Annotated in this window: 15 protein-coding genes; 13 read left to right on the top strand and 2 right to left on the bottom strand. The window is 44.0% G+C overall.

The features are described 5' to 3' along the window. The first annotated feature begins 23 nt into the window (after nucleotides 1-23). The 8 genes from pgm to FM019_RS18115 all read left to right on the top strand — a co-directional run bounded on the left by pgm (nucleotide 24) and on the right by FM019_RS18115 (nucleotide 9,155). Complete coding sequence (gene pgm, locus FM019_RS18150) at nucleotides 24-1,676, top strand: phosphoglucomutase (alpha-D-glucose-1,6-bisphosphate-dependent) (RefSeq protein ID WP_143837388.1); 1,653 nt, start codon at nucleotides 24-26, stop codon at nucleotides 1,674-1,676. A gap of 207 nt (nucleotides 1,677-1,883) precedes the next feature. Beyond that, nucleotides 1,884-4,412: a glycogen/starch/alpha-glucan phosphorylase gene (locus FM019_RS18145; protein WP_260681666.1), complete on the top strand. Its 2,529-nt coding sequence runs from the start codon at nucleotides 1,884-1,886 to the stop codon at nucleotides 4,410-4,412. 152 nt (nucleotides 4,413-4,564) lie between these two features. Next, on the top strand, nucleotides 4,565-5,878 hold the full coding sequence (locus tag FM019_RS18140) for a putative bifunctional diguanylate cyclase/phosphodiesterase (RefSeq protein WP_143837387.1): 1,314 nt from the start codon (nucleotides 4,565-4,567) through the stop codon (nucleotides 5,876-5,878). A gap of 100 nt (nucleotides 5,879-5,978) precedes the next feature. Beyond that, nucleotides 5,979-7,004, top strand: coding sequence for a succinylglutamate desuccinylase (astE, locus tag FM019_RS18135; protein WP_143837386.1), 1,026 nt, complete (start codon nucleotides 5,979-5,981; stop codon nucleotides 7,002-7,004). Between the two features lie 9 nt (nucleotides 7,005-7,013). Beyond that, a complete protein-coding gene (locus FM019_RS18130) occupies nucleotides 7,014-7,439 on the top strand; it encodes an HIT domain-containing protein (protein WP_143837385.1) in 426 nt (141 codons plus the stop codon). After that, nucleotides 7,433-7,753: a heavy metal-binding domain-containing protein gene (locus FM019_RS18125; protein WP_143837384.1), complete on the top strand. Its 321-nt coding sequence runs from the start codon at nucleotides 7,433-7,435 to the stop codon at nucleotides 7,751-7,753. Before FM019_RS18130 ends, FM019_RS18125 begins: the two co-directional genes overlap by 7 nt. A 51-nt stretch (nucleotides 7,754-7,804) precedes the next feature. Beyond that, nucleotides 7,805-8,182: a hypothetical protein gene (locus tag FM019_RS18120; RefSeq protein WP_143837383.1), complete on the top strand. Its 378-nt coding sequence runs from the start codon at nucleotides 7,805-7,807 to the stop codon at nucleotides 8,180-8,182. Between the two features lie 52 nt (nucleotides 8,183-8,234). Then, nucleotides 8,235-9,155 carry a PD40 domain-containing protein gene (locus FM019_RS18115; RefSeq protein ID WP_185969341.1) on the top strand — a complete coding sequence of 307 codons (921 nt, stop codon included), beginning with the start codon at nucleotides 8,235-8,237 and terminating at the stop codon, nucleotides 9,153-9,155. Nucleotides 9,156-9,167: 12 nt separating this feature from the next. Here FM019_RS18115 and FM019_RS18110 read toward each other — a convergent pair whose 3' ends face one another. Continuing rightward, nucleotides 9,168-9,665 carry a DUF2244 domain-containing protein gene (locus FM019_RS18110; protein WP_143837381.1) on the bottom strand — a complete coding sequence of 166 codons (498 nt, stop codon included), beginning with the start codon at nucleotides 9,663-9,665 and terminating at the stop codon, nucleotides 9,168-9,170. A 203-nt stretch (nucleotides 9,666-9,868) separates the two neighbouring features. Between FM019_RS18110 and FM019_RS18105 the strand changes: the two genes are divergently transcribed. The 4 genes from FM019_RS18105 to FM019_RS18090 are packed head-to-tail and all read left to right on the top strand — an operon-like array spanning nucleotide 9,869 to nucleotide 14,513. Further along, a complete protein-coding gene (locus FM019_RS18105; RefSeq protein ID WP_143837380.1) occupies nucleotides 9,869-10,753 on the top strand; it encodes a sulfite exporter TauE/SafE family protein in 885 nt (294 codons plus the stop codon). A gap of 12 nt (nucleotides 10,754-10,765) precedes the next feature. Next, nucleotides 10,766-11,644, top strand: a complete 879-nt coding sequence (locus FM019_RS18100; protein ID WP_143837379.1) for a formate dehydrogenase accessory sulfurtransferase FdhD — start codon at nucleotides 10,766-10,768, stop codon at nucleotides 11,642-11,644. Next, nucleotides 11,641-13,938, top strand: coding sequence for an FdhF/YdeP family oxidoreductase (locus FM019_RS18095; protein ID WP_143837378.1), 2,298 nt, complete (start codon nucleotides 11,641-11,643; stop codon nucleotides 13,936-13,938). Before FM019_RS18100 ends, FM019_RS18095 begins: the two co-directional genes overlap by 4 nt. Before the next feature lie 11 nt (nucleotides 13,939-13,949). Then, complete coding sequence (locus FM019_RS18090; RefSeq protein WP_143837377.1) at nucleotides 13,950-14,513, top strand: isochorismatase family protein; 564 nt, start codon at nucleotides 13,950-13,952, stop codon at nucleotides 14,511-14,513. A 64-nt stretch (nucleotides 14,514-14,577) separates the two neighbouring features. Here the strand turns inward: FM019_RS18090 and FM019_RS18085 are convergent, their stop codons facing one another. Next, a complete protein-coding gene (locus FM019_RS18085) occupies nucleotides 14,578-16,428 on the bottom strand; it encodes a TonB-dependent receptor plug domain-containing protein (RefSeq protein ID WP_185969340.1) in 1,851 nt (616 codons plus the stop codon). A gap of 146 nt (nucleotides 16,429-16,574) precedes the next feature. Between FM019_RS18085 and FM019_RS18080 the strand changes: the two genes are divergently transcribed. Beyond that, nucleotides 16,575-18,680, top strand: a complete 2,106-nt coding sequence (locus tag FM019_RS18080; RefSeq protein ID WP_143837375.1) for a PQQ-dependent sugar dehydrogenase — start codon at nucleotides 16,575-16,577, stop codon at nucleotides 18,678-18,680. Nucleotides 18,681-18,685 lie beyond the last annotated feature (5 nt).

Here is an 18,685-nt window from a genome sequence, read left to right as displayed (position 1 = left end):
TTTAAGACACAATCAGGAAAATTATGGCGCTTCACCCTCAAGCCGGTCAACCGGCAGCCAGAGAGCAACTGGTCAATGTTGCTCGACTTGTCAGTGCATACTACACCCAAAAACCTGATATTTCTGATCCGTCTCAAGCTGTTGCTTTTGGCACATCAGGGCATCGAGGTAGTGCATTTTTAAATACCTTTACTGATTCGCACATCAGTGCGATCTGTCAGGCGCTTGCTGAATATCGTCTTGCTCAAGGGACTACAGGACCGATGTTTATTGGTATGGACACCCATGCCTTGTCTGAGCCTGCATTTGTAACCGCTGTTGAAGTGTTAGTAGCTAACCAGGTAAACCTATTTGTGCAACAACAAAGAGGGTATACGCCAACCCCCGTTATCTCTCACGCAATTTTGAATTTTAATCGTGGCAAAACATCCGGCTTGGCAGATGGTGTGGTGATTACACCTTCACATAACCCACCTGAAGACGGTGGATTCAAGTACAACCCTTCTCACGGTGGCCCTGCAGATGGTGATGCGACAAACTGGATTCAAATCAGAGCCAATGAAATTATCAGTCATGGTGGCAGTGAAATTAAGCGCATAGATTTTGATCAAGCGATGAAGTCTGAGTGGGTGAGTGAAGTCGACCTTTGTGAGCAGTATGTTTCAGAATTAGATCAAGTACTAGACATGCAAGCGATTGCCTCTGCTGATTTAGTGTTAGGAACCGACCCTTTAGGAGGTGCGGGATTAGGCTATTGGGATCGAATTGCCGATCGTTACAAGCTAAATATCAAGGTTGTTAATAACAAAGTTGATCAGCAATTTGGTTTTATGCATCGCGATAAAGACGGAAAAATCCGTATGGATTGTTCTTCTCCTTATGCGATGGCTGGATTGATCGATCTTCGGCAAGACTTTGATGTTGCCTTTGGTAATGATCCAGACTTCGATCGTCATGGCATTGTGACCAGACATTCAGGCTTAATGAATCCTAATCATTACCTAGCTGTGGCAATTAACTACTTGTATCAACATCGCCAGCAATGGCCAAGTGATTTGAAAATTGGCAAAACCCTGGTCTCAAGTAGCATGATAGACCGTGTTGCGCAATCTTTAGGGAAACCGCTTTGCGAAATGCCTGTAGGCTTCAAATGGTTTGTGCAAGGTATGCTAAAAAGTGAAATAGGTTTTTCTGGCGAAGAAAGCGCTGGTGGTATTTTCCTGCGTCGCAATGGCCAACCTTGGGCAACGGATAAAGACGGAATTATTTTGTGTTTACTTGCTGCGGAGATTTTAGCGGTGACGGGCATTGACCCTGGTGAGCATTACCAGCAACTAACGCAAAAATTTGGAGCGCCTAGCTACAAACGGATAGATGTGGCAGCTAACCATGCACAAAAAACAGTGTTAAGTAAAATGGATAAGTCGGTGATTACGTCAACCACGCTGGCTGGCGAAGCCATTACCAATATTCAAACCCATGCGCCGGGAAATAATGCCGCGATTGGTGGTGTTAAAGTGAGTACACAAAATGGTTGGTTTGCGGCAAGACCATCTGGCACTGAAAATGTCTATAAAATTTATGCGGAGAGTTTCAATGGTGATTCTCACCTCGATGCACTGCTTAGTGAGGCGCAGAGCTTGGTTGATGGTGTGTTCAAAACGCAAAATGTTTAAATTTGATTGAAATAATGTAAAAAATTTGTAAATAAAGTACATTAAATTTATTTGCATACGAATTCATAGGGAAAATTAACAATTATTTAACAGAAATGACTGAAAATACCTGCTAAAACTACGCTTAAGTAAAGTGAAATTAAATTACAACTATTACTCAATTTAGTGTTAAAAGATGTAATTTAGAAACAAGTAGGAAATTCAGTTATGGCAAAACCCTCTGTCAAAACACCCGTTAAGAAAACGGCTGCAGCTAAAGCGCCCGCTAAAAGCAAAGCGCTTTCAGCTGCCCCATCTTTAGACAAAAATACCATTAAAGAAGCTATTGTACGTCACTTGCATTGCACCTTAGGTACCGATGAAAACAAAGCTAACAACCATGCGTGGTGGAAGGCAGCCTGTGCAGCAGTGCAGGAACAGGTGCTAGAGCGCTTAACCAAGACACAAAAATCCCACTATTTGAACGACACCCGTGCGGTTCATTATTTTTCTGCAGAATTCTTAATGGGACGTTTAATGTCAAACAATCTGCAAAACCTTGGATTGTTTGAAGTCACAGATCAAGCACTCAAAGAGCTTGGTGTGAATTTGACTGATATTATGGAAGAAGAACCAGACATGGCTCTTGGCAATGGAGGTCTTGGACGACTTGCTGCATGTTTTATAGATTCGTTAGCCACTATGGACTTACCTGCTGTGGGTTACGGTATCCATTATGAGCATGGTCTATTCCGTCAAGAAATTAAAAATGGCGCGCAAATTGAACGCCCAGATAGCTGGCGTGACTATGGCAACCCGTGGGAAATTTGCCGACCGGAGTCAATTCAAGACATCTCTTTATATGGTTATGTTGAGACAAAGTATGGCGAAAACGGTCGAATTCAAAAAGAATGGCATCCGGGGTCAATTGTCAAAGGGATCCCTTGGGATATTCCAATCGTGGGATTCGGCGGGAAGACGGTTAATGTCTTACGTTTGTGGGAATCTCAGGCATCTAGCTACTTCAACTGGGACGTATTCAATGCTGGTGGTTATGTCGATGCACAGTCTGAAAACGTGCAGGCAGAAACGATTTCTAAAGTGCTTTATCCCAATGATGAAACTGAAGCTGGTAAAGAGTTACGCTTAATTCAGCAATACTTTTTCTGTGCTTGTTCATTGAAAGATATTATTCGTCGGTACAAACGTGCTCATGGCGATGATTGGAGCCGCTTCTCAGAACAAGTGGTCATCCAACTAAATGACACCCATCCAGCCATTGCGATCCCTGAGCTAATGCGTATTTTAGTTGATCGCGCCGAATTGGATTGGGATGATGCGTGGGAAATCTGTACTAAGACCTTCGCCTATACAAACCATACACTGCTGCCAGAAGCCTTGGAAAAATGGCCAGCACGTATGATTGAAAAAATCTTGCCTCGTCATTTAGAAATTATTTACGAAATCAACCATCGTTTTATGGCTGAAGTTGAGAAAATCTGGCCTGGTAATAACGCAGTAAAAGAGAAGTTATCCATCATTGAGGAAGGAAACGGGAAAATGGTTCGTATGGGGAACCTGTCAGTGATTGGCTCGTTTGCGGTCAACGGCGTTGCTGAGATCCATTCAAAACTAGTTAAGCAAAACCTGTTCCCTGAGTTTGATCAAATGTATCCGGGCAAGCTGACCAACGTTACTAATGGCATCACACCACGTCGTTGGTTGAAAGCATGTAATCCTGCGTTGTCACAATTGATCGACAAAAAGATTGGCTCAGATTGGCCACTTGATTTAGACAAATTGAAACAGTTGGAAGCCTTTGCTGATGAAGCAAAATTCCAGAAAGATTTCATGAAAATCAAGCATCAAAACAAAGTTGCTTTAGCTAAAGAAGTTAAAACCCTTACCGGTATTGATATCGATCCCAAGGCAATCTTTGACATTCAGATCAAACGTTTACATGAATACAAGCGTCAGCATTTGAATTTGCTTCATATCATGGCGTTGTACCGCAGACTGCTTGAAAACCCAAACTATGACATGCATCCTCGCGTGTTCATTTTTGGCGCAAAAGCAGCGCCGGGGTACAAATTGGCAAAGGACATTATCTACGCCATCAACCAAGTAGCAGAGCGTATTAATAACGACCCACGAGTTAACAAAAAACTAAAAGTCGTATTTTTACCTAACTATCGTGTTAGCTTGGCTGAAAAAATGATCCCCGCTGCAGATGTTTCTGAACAAATTTCTACCGCCGGTAAAGAAGCGTCGGGTACAGGTAACATGAAATTGTCACTAAATGGTGCCTTAACAATAGGAACACTTGATGGTGCAAACATTGAGATTGCTGAAGAAGTGGGTGATGAGAATATCTTTATCTTCGGCTTGACCGTTGATGAAGTGCAAAAGGTTCATGCAGATGGCTACAAACCTCACGACTACTACTACCAAAACGCAGAACTTAAAGCGATATTGGATTGGTTGGAAACCGATTACTTTACGCCTGGTAAACCTGGTGCATTGGCATCACTGAAACAAAGTTTGTTGGATGGCGGTGACCCTTATTTGGTGTTAGCTGATTTCGAGTCCTACTCTGAAGCGCACAAAAAAGTGGATGCTGCATATCGAAATAGTAAAGACTGGGCGCGCATGGCTATCCTCAACAGTGCCAGAATGGGCAAGTTTACCTCAGATCGTTCGATTAAAGACTATGTTGAGCGAATTTGGAAGCTTACACCTTGTAAAATTGAAGGGTAAAAAAACGTTTCAATTGCTGATTATTTGATCGCTCAGCATGCATTTTTGACAATTCAAAGCCCAAATCGATATTTGGGCTTTTCTTTAGGTGAATGAAAGGGTTAGAATCATCCTTACATGCATTGTAAGTGCGCCTAATAAGAATTATAAGAATGGGTGAATTTCACCAGTCACTAACAACTATTCCTAATCGATATGCATTTTTAGACCGCATAGACGAGTCGGTCAAATCTGACAACAAATTGTCGTTGATGTTGATCGACGTTGTACGTTTTTCGGACGTAAGCAGTTCGTTGGGCTATCAAGTCGGCGACATCATTCTTCTGGCCATTGCTAATCGTATAAAAAAGCTTTTCGGCGAAGAAGTATTGTTGGGCCGCATTAGCGGTGATATTTTTGGATTAGTGATCCCTGGGCGTCATGGTGAACGCCAACTCCGTTATCATTTCGATCATCTTGTTGAACATTTCAAAACACCCATAACCTTTGATGGTCATGCGTTTATTGCTGATTTTAACGTTGGTGCGGTGGCGAACAGCCAGGACAATAGCGACACCATCAAATTACTTGCTAGAGCTGAAGCCGCACTAAAACAGGCCAAAGAAAACAAATACGAAAACCTGCAAATTCTGAGTATGTTGGAAAAAGCTCAGACAGGGCGTTCACTTGCATTAAAAGCTGATCTAAAACGCGCTTTTCAAAATGATGAAATGGAAATTTACTTCCAACCAAAAGTTGAACTTGAAACGCTAAAAATTATTGGCGCAGAATGTCTGCTTCGCTGGAATCATCCACTGGATGGTGTGCTCTTCCCCGGTGCACTAATCGAAGCTGCTGAATCCTACAACATGATGAACGAGTTGGGATATTGGACCTTAGAACAAGCCTTTAAAAGTGCGGTAAACTTTAAAAGACAAGGTTTAGATCTTGTGCTTTCCGTCAATATGTCTCCGACGCAATTGTATGATTTTAAATTTATTCCCAACCTGCAAGCCCTACAAGAAAAGTATGAGATCAACTTAAATCATTTAGAATTAGAGCTAACTGAGGATGTGGCCTTGTCTAATTCATTAATGGTTAAACGGCAGTTGTCCGAGGCACGAGCATTGGGTATGAAAATATCAGTGGATGATTTTGGCAAGGGCTATTCCAATCTGGCGTACATACGCGATCTTGCCATTGATACGATTAAAATTGATAAAACTTTTGTAATGGGGCTTGAAGGCAATCCAGTTAATCTGGCCATCATCCAGGCCGCTCAAGTCATTGGTGAAGCCTTGAATTGCGATATCGTCGCGGAAGGTATTGAAACGATCGGCCAAATGCACATGTTAAGAGAAGTCGGCATCGAAAGTGGCCAAGGCTTTTTATTTTCTCAAGCAATTCCTGAACTGGATTTTATCGGACTATGTCGCTCTGATTTGGCGGTCGGAACGTCAAAGGCCTTCCTTTCACGGCAGGCTTAAGCAGATTCCTTATGAGTGTGCTGTTTAAGCGCACTGAAAAATACTTGCTATACTAGTCCGGTGCACCTAAAGCATTTTATAGAGGTCAATAGATTTAAATATGTTGTCGGCGTTACTTTTTGAATCGGGTCAGTTCTTGCAGTTTTCTAGGCAAGTACCAGAATCCTTCGAACATGCTATCCATTTTGAATTACCCAATGGTGTGAAGGTCGATATTACAGCACCGGGGATCATAGAATTTACGCCATCAACGCCTTGGGATAAAAATATTGTTTTGTCTTGTGGTGTGCATGGCAATGAAACTGCGCCGATTGAAATTTGTGATGAGTTTGTTCAAGGCTTAATCACAGGTAACATTGTCCCTGCGCAGCGTGTGATGTTTTTATTCGCTAATCTGCCTTCGATGGACATCGCTGAGCGCTTTGTTGAAGAAAACATGAATCGTTTATTTAGCGGAGCCCACTCTCAAGGCCCTGGGCTGATTAACTCCGAGCGCGTGCGTGCCAAACAACTCGAGCAAGCAGTAGAGCGATTTTTTTTATCGTCGCCAGAGAAAACCGCGCGATTACACTATGATCTGCACACTGCAATACGCGCTTCTAAAAATGATAAGTTTGCGGTCTATCCTTTTCTCCATGGAAAACCTCATAATAAAGAACAGTTGGCCTTTTTGAGTGCTTGTGGAGTGAATACCATTTTACTTTCAGAAAGCCCCACAACGACCTTTAGCTATTATTCAACACATCAATTCAATGCCCATGGTTTTACCGTGGAGTTAGGTAAAGTAAAGCCATTTGGCGAAAATAATATGGCAGACTTCAGCGCTGTTATTCAGTCCCTCAAGGCACTGATCACTGAAAAAATGCCAACGTTTCCTGAATTTTCAGCAGAAAAAACGGAGCTCTTTCGTGTCAATCAGGTGATCAATAAACAGCACGACGATTTTAAGCTGCATTTCGATGATGAAACGCCAAATTTCACCGATTTTAAACAAGGTGATGTTTTGGCTTCTGAGTCAGGAAAAGAGTACCTCTGTGAACAAGATGGTGAAGCCATAGTGTTTCCCAATGCGAACGTAGCCTTGGGGCAGAGAGCTTTATTGACGGTCGTGCCAACCCAACTTTGAGGGTATGTTATGCACAACACGGATTTTCAGCTCCATCCGCAATTAGCGGCAGATTGCTTTGAGGTATGTGATTTACCGCTTAGCAAAATTTTGCTGATGAACGACAGCCAATATCCCTGGTTTATTCAAGTCCCTCGTCTTAATGGTGTCAGTGAAGTCATTGATTTAAATGAGTGCCAACAGAACCAACTTTGGTATGAATCTAGGGTGCTGAGCGAACTGATCCGTGACGAATTTAATCCGCATAAACTGAATGTCGCTGCATTAGGCAACATGGTGCCGCAACTGCATATTCATCATATTGCTCGTTATAATTCTGATCCCGCTTGGCCAAAGCCGGTTTGGGGGCTGGCACCGGCAAAAACCTATGATAAAGTAGAAAAACAATCGTTAACTCAACGCATGCAGACGTTACTTAAGGAGAGACTATGTTAGTGACAACAACGAACAATTTGGAAGGGAAAACCATCGAGCAATATTACGGTGTGGTTGTGGGTGAGGCCATAATGGGGGCCAATATCTTTAAAGACATTTTTGCTTCTATCAGGGATATTGTTGGAGGCCGCTCAGGGTCGTACGAACAAGAACTCACTAAAGCCCGCAAAATTGCTTTTATGGAATTAACAGAAGAAGCCAGAGCAATGGGTGCAAATGCGGTTATCGGCGTTGATATCGATTACGAGGTCATTGGACAAAATGGCAGCATGTTAATGGTTAGTATTTGTGGAACGGCGGTACGTTATAAATAGCGTGATTGCTCGGTTTTATACATTGCTCGCCAGATTTTAAAAGGAACTTAAATGAAAATACTTACCATCGTATTCGCGGTTTTATGGCTGTCCGCATGTGCATCCAACCAAGAACTTACACACTCAAAAACACGCCCTGCTAAAAATGTCGAAAATGGCTTAACCCTGCACGAAGACAAGCTGCATGAAGTCTTCAAAGCATTTCCTCATGCAAATGATTCTCCCTCAAAAGTTCAAGTGAAATTTGCGTTTGTGATAGAGCCAGATGGGAGCGTCAGTCGCGCCAAAATTATTAATAAGCAAGTGAACTCAATGGCTTTAAGAAAGCAGCTACTTGCAACACTCAATACTTTTGAATTTGGCTCACTGAATGTTAAGCCCGCAGATGTGAAATATACCGTTGATTTTAATTCTGAAAAAGTGGAATAAACAATAAGCCAAAGCAATCTTTGTGCGGTTAGGCAATTAGATGGAGCAAAAAATGAAAAAGATACCCCTTCTTTCAATCCTTGGATTGGGATTCGCTTTTGCTCAAGCATTGGCAAACGATGAGCCAACTGAAGAAAGACAAAAGATTAATTTGCCTCACTCAGATATTTTTGTATTTGATTTGGATACTGACGACAAATCGATGTCGCTTGCCAATCTCAGGAATATCACTAACCGCAAGGGCTATGATAATCAACCCTATTTCACTAAAAATAGTGATACGCTGATTTACTCCAGAGGTGACGATTACCAGACAGACGTTTATGAGTACTCGTTTTCAAGCAAGCGCTCAACTCAATTAACCGATTCGCCAGCCACCGAATTTTCGCCTACTCCCAGCCCAGACAACACTTCTGTCACTTTTGTTAGTGATCGCAACGGCGGCATTTGGACAGGTGAGCGAAAAAGTCTTAACCAACCTCGTTGGTTACTCAAGCAACATAATAATCAAGAGCCCGTGGGTTATTTCGCGTGGGATCATGACAGCGCTAATCTTTTATATTGGTCCCGTTATGGCTTTAGCATTGCTCTTACCAATGTTGACACCGGGGCCTATCGATTTATTTCAGGCAATACTCCACCGTCTACACCACACGTTATTCCCTCTACCAATAAATTCAGTTTTGTACATCGTCAAACCAATGGCCAGGTATGGATAAAGGAACTGGACCCTAAAACGTTATCCATCCGTCCTTTGGTCCCAGTTATGGGTAGCAACCACAATTACACTTGGACACCCACAGGTGAGATCTTAATGATCCAACAAAATGTGTTGTATCGTGTTAATCCAAGTTCAGATGAAACCTGGGCAAAAGTAGCAGACTTAGCAGAATTTCAGCTGACCAATGCCAATCGACTGGCAGTGAGCCCTGATGGGAAGATGCTTGCCGTTGTTGGTAAGGCGGAAGAGTAAGCTGATAGATATTTAACGTTTCCACCAGTGATTGCTGACCTCTACGATACCGGCTTGCTTAAAGGTATCTCGGGCAAGCTCACAGTCACTTTGATTGAGAAAATCGCCCAACTCTATACTGACATTGTCATCGGTTAAGACCATTTGAGGGCGATCAAATCTCGCTGTTGCTTCGGTAATAGCTAGATGAGTCTCTGCTCGGTTAAATCGCCAAACAAACTCTGGGGATTTGATCCCACATTCGAACACTACTTTTTCTTTTGAGATAGTGATCACTTGTTTGTTATGGCATCGCAAGCTGACCTTATACATCAACAGCGCCAACAAACCGACTTCAAATCCTGCAAAAGGCAAAATAACCCAGACGCCTACAAAGGCCCAAGCGGTGGCGATTAGCATCACAAACAGGCCAATAGCGATTAGCAGAATCTTTACGTCTCTCCAACTCGCAGAGCGGTTGGGTGTAAGTTCGATAATCGTGGCATTTTGCTGCGTTTTGCTTTTCACCATCGTTTATAGCTTTCCGGCACACCATGCATAAATCGCTTGTCATTAGGGAAAGGGATAATACCCAACGCCATACAATTTGATTTATCTCATGAGTTAAATTGACTAAGATGATCCAAATACGCTGTTCAAGGTTATCCAATTCATGTTTTCTACTACACAACCGAACACATTCGGATGATGTTTATCCTAGGCCAATAATAACAATGCTTCAAAATATTACTGCAACCCAATTAAGGCTAGCTTTAGCAATTGCTTGGTTGTCTATTGTTTTATTAAACCCTCAACCTTGGCTGCTGATTGTAGAATATGGCGCTTTTGCGTTTCTCGGTGTCTTGGGAGCCATTTTTGCAAACGCTACGGGCGCTGGCGGCGGCGTGGTATTTGTTCCGTTTTTCAATCAACTTAATTTTGATAGCAATACTACGGTGGCCACCAGTATTGCTATTCAATGTTGTGGCATGACAGCAGGCGCATTGACGTGGTGGTGGTATTACAAATCCAACCAACAAAATAATGCAGACTGGCAAGAGATCGGACGAAGTCTGAAACTTACCGTGCCCCTATCAATATTAGGAATTTGGCTAGCACAAGCGGCGCAATTTATTGACGGCGGTGTTGGTGAAGCGGAGCGTTTACACAGCTTTTTTGGTGTCTTCTCCATTTTGCTTGCGCTATCTATTTTTGCCAGCATTCCACTTTTGAAAAAAGAAACCTTCAAACAAAGTTTCGACAAAATTGATAGTGTCGCACTGCCACTGATCGCCTTATTCGGCGGCGCAATTACAGCTTATTTGTCCATCGGCGTTGGCGAACTCATTGCGGTTTACCTGATCATGCGGCGCTTTAACGTTACCTTCGCAATAGCGGTGGCCGTTATCTTGAGCGCTTTTTCAGTGTGGGCTGGTGTGGGTTTTCATGCTTTAGTACTCAGTTCGGTTTATTGGCCAGTGGTATTGTTTGCTGGAGCCGGTGCAATTATAGGTGGCATGTTGGCCAAATATGTTGTGCTGTATTTTTCTGCAACAAATTTAAAGGTGTTTTTTGCCGGTTGGGTGTTACTCTTGGGTATATCCGCAATGCCTTATTAATTTGCCCCGAGCATGACACACTCACTCAAATCTGAAAATGTCCAAACTGTGACGCAAACTCACACTATTAATCGCTTTGAACGAGGCCAAATAACATCTGTACATGAAGATAGTGTAGTAGTCGAGGAGCCATTAGAAATATGGGTGAAACAATATAGCGCCGGTGATAGCAGTGATATCATTCATCTGAGCACGACGATGCGCACGCCAGGTCAGGATTTCGCGTTAGTTAAAGGATGGCTGCATTCTCTTAACGTCATTAACCTAGATGACATTACCGATATTAAATTCACCGGACGTGAAACGCTTAAACAACAAACCAGCAATCGCATTTTGGTTACGTTAAAACCCGGAATCAGCGGTGCGTGGGAGAGAGTTCAACACAATGACTTCACACATTCCAGCTGTGGGGTCTGCGGGCAACAAAGCATTGAGTGGTTGTTGGAAGATTTGTCGCCTATTTCACCCTGCAACCTCTTTGACATAAGTGCGGCATCTTTGCATGCGTTACCTCAAGCGCTGCAATCCATGCAATCCGCGTTTTCAGAAACGGGAGGCTGTCACGGAGTAGGCCTGTTCGACGCTTCAATGACCATACTTGATTGTCAGGAGGATGTAGGCAGACACAATGCCATGGACAAATTGGTTGGTAACAACCTAGACCGATTGCCTGGTCCTTTTGGCGTCGTATTAAGTGGCCGGGTAAGCTTTGAAATGGTACAAAAAGCAGCAAGGGCAAGGGTCAGTATGATTGTTGCCGTGGGGGCACCGACGAGTCTTGCGATCGAATTGTGCCGAGAATTTGATATCGCCCTGGCGGGCTTTGTTAAATCTGACCGCTATAATGTGTACACAAGCGCTGAACGCTTTATTGGAGCAACAGAAAAATGAGTGCCGACAAAAAAATTGTCAAAACGATTAAAGTGCTTGAGCCTAAAGAGTGGGCAGCAGGCGTGCCAGCTGTTGTCTCAGCTTATAAAAATATTAGTGCCCAGGTTGGGCCAATTAAGGGCACCAAACTGCTTAGCCAATTAAACCAAATCGAAGGCTTTGATTGCCCAGGCTGTGCTTGGCCAGACCCATTAGATAAACGTTCTACTTTTGAGTTCTGCGAAAATGGCGCTAAAGCAGTGGCCGATGAAGCCACTCTGAAACGAGTGACTGCTCGGTTCTTTCGTGAACACAGCATAGAGGATTTAAAATTAGCTTCCGACAAATGGTTGAATCAACAGGGGCGGCTCGCAGAACCCATGTATCGTCCACCAGGTGAAAGCCATTATCAGGCGATTTCCTGGGAACGTGCTTATGACACCATTGCACGACACCTTAATCACCTAGAGAGCCCTGATCAGGCTGCGTTTTATACCTCAGGAAGAACCAGCAATGAGGCTGCCTTTGTGTATCAACTGTTTGTGCGCTTGTATGGGACTAATAACCTGCCTGATTGTTCCAATATGTGCCACGAGTCAAGTGGTGTCGCGCTTAACGAAACCATAGGTGTTGGCAAAGGTACGGTTTCGTTGGCAGACTTAGAACACGCAGAAGCCATCTTTATTTTTGGCCAAAATCCTGGTTCAAACCACCCAAGAATGCTCAGCTCTTTGCAGGCTGCCAAGCGACGGGGTGCTAAAATCGTGTCGATCAATCCACTTGACGAAACGGGACTCAAGCGCTTTAAAAATCCCCAAGAAGTTGAAGGTGTACTAGGCGGCGGTACCGCTTTACGCGACTTACATTTACCAGTGAAAATTAATGGCGATATGGCGTTGCTAAAAGGCTTATGCAAGGTCCTGATTGAGCGGGATGAGCAAACTAATAACGTATTGGATCACGATTTTATTCAGCAATATTGCCACGGTTTTGAAGAGTTTAAGCAAGATATTTTAGCAGTCAATTGGCCGGATATTGAACGAGACAGTGGCGTCAATCAGCAAGACATTAATGCGGCCGCTGAGATTGCGATAAACTCAAAACGTAGCATTTGTTGTTGGGCAATGGGCATGACCCAGCATAAAAACGCTGTGGCAAATATTCAATTGATCACTAACTTTTTAATGCTACAAGGAAATCTCGGAAAACCCGGTGCAGGCGTGTGTCCTGTGCGAGGTCACAGCAACGTGCAAGGCGACAGAACCATGGGTATCTGGGAAAAACCTAGCGATTCCTTGTTGAACACGTTGGCCATGCGTTATCGTTTTGAACCACCAAGAGCCCATGGTGTAGACACCGTGGAGTGTATTCACGCCATGCTTCAAAACCAAGTTAAAGTACTCTTTGCCATGGGCGGAAACTTTTTCCGAGCCACACCTGATCACGTTTTAACTGAGCAAGCCTTAGCAAATTGTGACTTGACCGTTCAGGTCTCGACCAAGCTCAACCGCTCGCATCTACACACTGGCAAAGCCGCACTAATTTTGCCTGCACTGGGACGAACAGAAATCGACAAACAAGCCAGTGGTATTCAAACTATAACGGTTGAAAATTCTATGGGCGTGGTACAAACCTCCCACGGTAAGATCCCGCCAGCATCTTATTTACTCAAGAGTGAAGTGGCGATCGTGTGCGAGCTTGCCGAGCAAGTATTTACGCCAATACCGCGAAAAAAAGTGCGTGTTAATTGGTTAGCACTAATGGCTGATTATTCGCTCATTCGTGACGAAATTGCACAAGTTATCCCAGGTTTCGACGATTTTAACCATAAAATTGACGAATATGGTGAATTTGTATTGCCGAACCCGGTTCGCGATCAACGGCTATTTAACACCGCCACTCACAAAGCTAATTTTGTGGTGCAATCTGATCAAACCGTGGCATTGGCTGACGATCAATTACTGTTAATGACCATCCGCAGTCATGATCAGTTTAATACCACAGTGTACGCAGACGATGATCGCTATCGTGGGATCTATGGTGGCCGAGATGTAATATTTTTAAACGAAGCGGACATCGCGCGCTTTGGTTTGCAAGCTGGACAGCGGGTCGATATTCACAGCCACGAAAAAGCGCACGCTAAAGCAACCCGCAGCGTCTCGGGCTTTCAAGTCGTGGCTTATGATATTCCGCAGGGCTGCGCAGCAGCCTATTATCCCGAAACAAACAACTTGATCATGCTCAACAATGTCGCTGACAAAAGCAATACGCCGGCGTATAAATCGATAATTATCTCCTTGCGACCATCAGCATAAACGGGCTTTTCATGTCACAGAAACCGATCCGTACAAAATCTTCGCAAATATTAATGGTTGATGTGCAAAGCAGCCTGTATACGGCGCTTGATGGTGCCGAGGCGATGTTAAAAAAGTGTTTGACCTTACTCACTGCTGGCCAGCGTTTAGGAATACCCATAACAGCCGTAGAACAAAATCCTCAAGGGTTAGGCAATACGGTTGCGCCGCTGAGCGAATTTGCAAGCGACACCTTCGTTAAAACAACCTTTTCCGCTTTTGGCCACAGCCCATTGAGCAGTCACCTCAATAATTTGCAACGATCACAACAGCGCAGCGACTTGATATTATTTGGTTGTGAAGCCCATGTTTGTTTGTTGCAAACAGCCTTGGATGCTAAGCGGGCAGGTTACAACAGCGTAGTAGTATGGGATGCCTGTGCATCGCGCTATGAGCAAGATCGCGACATCGCTAAACATCGATTGTTAGCTGCACAATGCACCCTGGTCACCACCGAATCTCTCGTGTTTGAATGGCTTGAGGATTATCAACATCCGCAATTTAAATCGCTGATTGCACAGATTAAGCAGCACTGAACAAACAACACCAATAAAAAAGCCACCTTGTTTGCAGGTGGCTTTGTTCATCTTGTTGGTTTACTTAGAAACTATATTGTAATCCAGCGCGTACACTCGAATCATCTATCACGAAGCCGACTGACTCCTGGTAGGTTTTACCTAGCGCGTTGTCTACAGTCAGGTGAAGTCGTAAAGCGTCGCTGTAAAACCAATTAGCGGAAAACCCAAGAATACCTGAGCCGCCTAATTTAACTAGTCCCGTGGCTATTGAGCTATCATAAAAAGCGTCATTAAATGTTAAATAACTATTTAATTCATAGTCTTGCCATGAGAAATCTGCCGCGATTGAACCCGACCAGTTGGGACGTCTGCGCAGCGTAACACCTTCTTCGTTTGCATCGACGTCGGTATAGGCCACATCGACTGACATGTCAAACCAAGACGTGATAGGCATGCGTAAATCAAATTCCACGCCTTGAGTGTCTACCGAACTGCGGTTAACCGAGGTGAAGGTCTCGGCGTCAAAATCAACCAAATCGGTAAATTCGTTGTCAAAATAAGTGATTGATATTTGTGCTTTTTCAGCAAAATCAAACAATACACCAACTTCGTGATTGTCACTGCGCTCTGGTTTTAGGTCAGGGTTCCCAACAAGCGGATGGGCCAGAGCAAAGAAGCTAGGCAGTTTATACCCTTCATTCACTACAGCAAAGGCGCGAAGATTATCCGAAAAAGCGTAGGCCAGGCTTACACGACTCGAAAATTCATTGTCGAAATCGTCTGGAGAATCAAACCTCAGGCCAATATCTAAGGTTAAATTGCCATGTTGACTGCTGCTTTGGATAAAAGCGCTATTAGCATCTAATGACAAGTCAAAATCTACAGGCACTTGCGCGCCAAAATCTACAAAGCCTTTATTGTTACCATTGGCGTTTTTACTATTAGCGCCAACTAACAGATCCCAATTGTCGGCTGCCTGCCAAGTGACAAAGGCTTCAACTTCAGATTTTTTATAGTTGGTTTCAATTTCACTGGCAGGTACACCAGATAAAACGCCAGGAAAGATCCCTGGATTATTTGCAAACTCTTGATGCTGCACCCACGAAAAGTTGGCATTGAGAGTAAGGGTTTCAGATAGTCTGAACAGGTTATTTAACCCAACAATCCATTGTTCGCTGTCGCGGGTTTCAGCTATCTGTGGCATAGCAAATAAGTCACCACCAGAGTCTTCAGCAAAGCCAACATTATCTTGCTCACTAAATGAAGCCACAACAGTATGTTCGCGGTTAGTATTGCGATGCTGAAATTTTAAAAGCAATTGCTTGTTGTCGTGCTGAGCAAACTCAGAGACTTCTCGGGTTTGTGTAGACCCGTTAAACAAAATGCTGTTGCTGGCATTAATTTGTCGAGATAGAGTCAATGAAGCTTGCGCCTGCTGTTGATTGCCCAAGGCGACATTAAGTGAATTTGGACCAGCTTCTCGTGTAACAAAATTGATTGCACCGCTTATTGCTTCACCGCCGTATATGGCACTGATGCCGCCACGATAGACTTCCACGCGTTCAATGGACGAAGGTGAAAGCTGATTGAAGTCGAAACCACCACCTCTACTATTAGTCGGGTCGTTAACGGTGATCCCGTCAATCATAATAAGCGTGAAGTTCGTCTCACCACCGCGGATGGAGACAAATGACAAACCGCCAGCTTGCCCGTTTTCGGCCACTTGAAGGTGAGGAATTCGGCGTAGCAATTCCACCGTATTGGTCGGCGCATACTGCTCGATTTGTTGACGGGTTAACACGCTAGTTGAGGCGCTGGATAGAGAATCCAAACGGCTTCCGACCACGGTCATGCTCTCTATGTCTTGTTGTGCTAGTGCAGAGGAACTTGCTGATAAAATGAATAAACTGCAGGCGACTAATTTTAACTTCACCGAATTATCCTTTGAGATTATTGATAACGAATTTTCTTGTCTTAACTGACGAGGAGCTGGCAATATACAGAACTGATTTTCAAATTCCATCTATTTGGCTGAATTTAAACAATTCTTTACCATTGAATTGCAAAAAAGGATCTGTCGTGAGTGGTCACAACACTACTAGAAATATCGTAATTGCTTTAGTTCAACTTTTTTTAATCTTGTTGGCGGTGATTGCCAGTTATCATTTAACCCGCAGTGTAAATATCATTCCTAAGGCAGTATTGCACCTGCCAGATGTACATGTCAGTCAATCTGACATGTGGTCAGTAGTGAAAATATTCCTGACCACTTATTTACTGCAGATCGGTTTTGCTCAATGGCGTAAAAAGGACGATGGCTTTGCGAGCACCACACGCTTTGCTTCTGAATATGTCTATTATTTGTTTGCCTATACCACGGCTTCTTTATATTTATTCATTGCAACCACCATCAACTACGACCCGCAATTTGTTGCAGGTATTGGTTTGTTCTCTACGCTATTCTATTTTATAGCCTTTCCTATCATTAATACGTTCACCAAAAATGATGCCTTCTTTGGTTCGTTGTTTGGCATGATTGGCAGCGTTTTAAAGCGCATGGTGAGTATTTCTGGTGTGCTGGCGCTGGTGTACTTTTTAGTGCCTTTGATTATGGGCAAAGCCTTTACGGCCAACCGTGATGTAGCCAATGTGATCACTCAAGTGAGAATTTGGTTTAATCCTGTGGGAGACACCGATTGGGGCTTTAAAAACCGTTTGCCTGGGCAAGTATTTGCGCAGCCGGTGTTAGTCAAACAAGCGCCGAACGATACAGAAAATTTGTATGTGTTAGAGCGTGGAGGAAAGGTTTATAAAGTGTCGTTAAGCGACCCATCTGATCGTGAACTCGTTGTTGATGTGAGTGAATTGATGGGCGAAGTGGAAGTAGAAAATGGCGCCGTAGGCTGGGCTTTCCACCCAGATTTTGCTAATCAGCCTTATGCCTTTATGTACTACACCGACACCCGACCTGAAGGCTTCCAATATAATCGCTTATCGCGCTTTGATTTATCTTCTGAACTGCTCAATACGCGCAATGCGTCGGAAACTATTCTGATGGAATTGAAACGCGAGGCGTCTGGTTTTCACAATGGTGGTTCGCTGGAATTTGGACCTGATGGTTACCTGTACTTTGGTATTGGAGAGGGGGTACGTGTTCCCGAAGCAGGTACATCAGACAAAATTCTTAGAGCAGGCATTTTACGCCTCGACGTAGACATCAATTCACAAGCAGGGCTGGCGCCCGAGCCTTTCGAATTTGGCACAGTGCAAAATTATCGTGTACCAAGCGACAACCCCTTTGTGGGCAACGACCAGATCCGCAACGAATACTGGGCAATGGGTTTAAGAAATCCCTTCCGCTTTACTTTTGATGAGCAAACCGGCGACATGTGGTTAGGCGACATTGGCTCAACCATCTGGGAGGAGATTAACAAAATTGAAAAGGGCAAACACTACCAATTCCCCTTTGTCGAGGGTTATAACGAAAGTGGTGTGCCGGCTTGGGAGGAATTAAATCTACCTGAGCAAGGGCCAGTGTATACCTACGAGCACAATGCTTATGACCGCGCTGTGATAGGCGGCGTGGTGAATCGTTCTACCTTGTATGAAGGCTTGGAAAACAAATACATTTTTGCCGATAACTACTCAGCTAAAATCTTTGTCATGGATTCAGACAAAGATCGTGTTGAAGAGGTACAACTTATTGCACGGGCTAACCAATACGCACAACGAGGCGTGAGTTCAGTGGTACAACTGGACAACGGTGAAATCCTGATTACCACCTTAGGTGCTGCATCAGAGCCTTCTGGTGAAGTATTGCAGTTGGTAAACATTGACGAGGCAAACGTGTTCAGAGTTGAAGAAGAGGACAATACACCTAAAGACTACGACGAAGCCGCCACCGCCGCATTGTTCTCAGTGAACTGTGGACGCTGCCACGGTGTCACCGGTGATGGCAAAGGCCCTGACTCCAAATTACTTGGGGTGGAAATGCCAGATCTCACATCACCACTGTTCCACTACAGTCGCTCAAGCGACGACATCAAGCTGGTCATCGAAAAAGGCGGCCCAGCACTGGGCAAAAGCCCATTGATGCCACCTTGGGAAGGCTTCCTCAAACCTCAGGAAATCGACAACCTGGTGATCTACATCGAGTCATTGCCAGATAAGCATCATAAGCATTGAGTCGT

Origin of the sequence: Aliiglaciecola sp. M165, from assembly GCF_007197995.1 — a bacterium.
Taxonomy (GTDB): Bacteria; Pseudomonadota; Gammaproteobacteria; order Enterobacterales; family Alteromonadaceae; genus Aliiglaciecola.
This window is presented reverse-complemented; position numbering and strand designations above follow the sequence as displayed.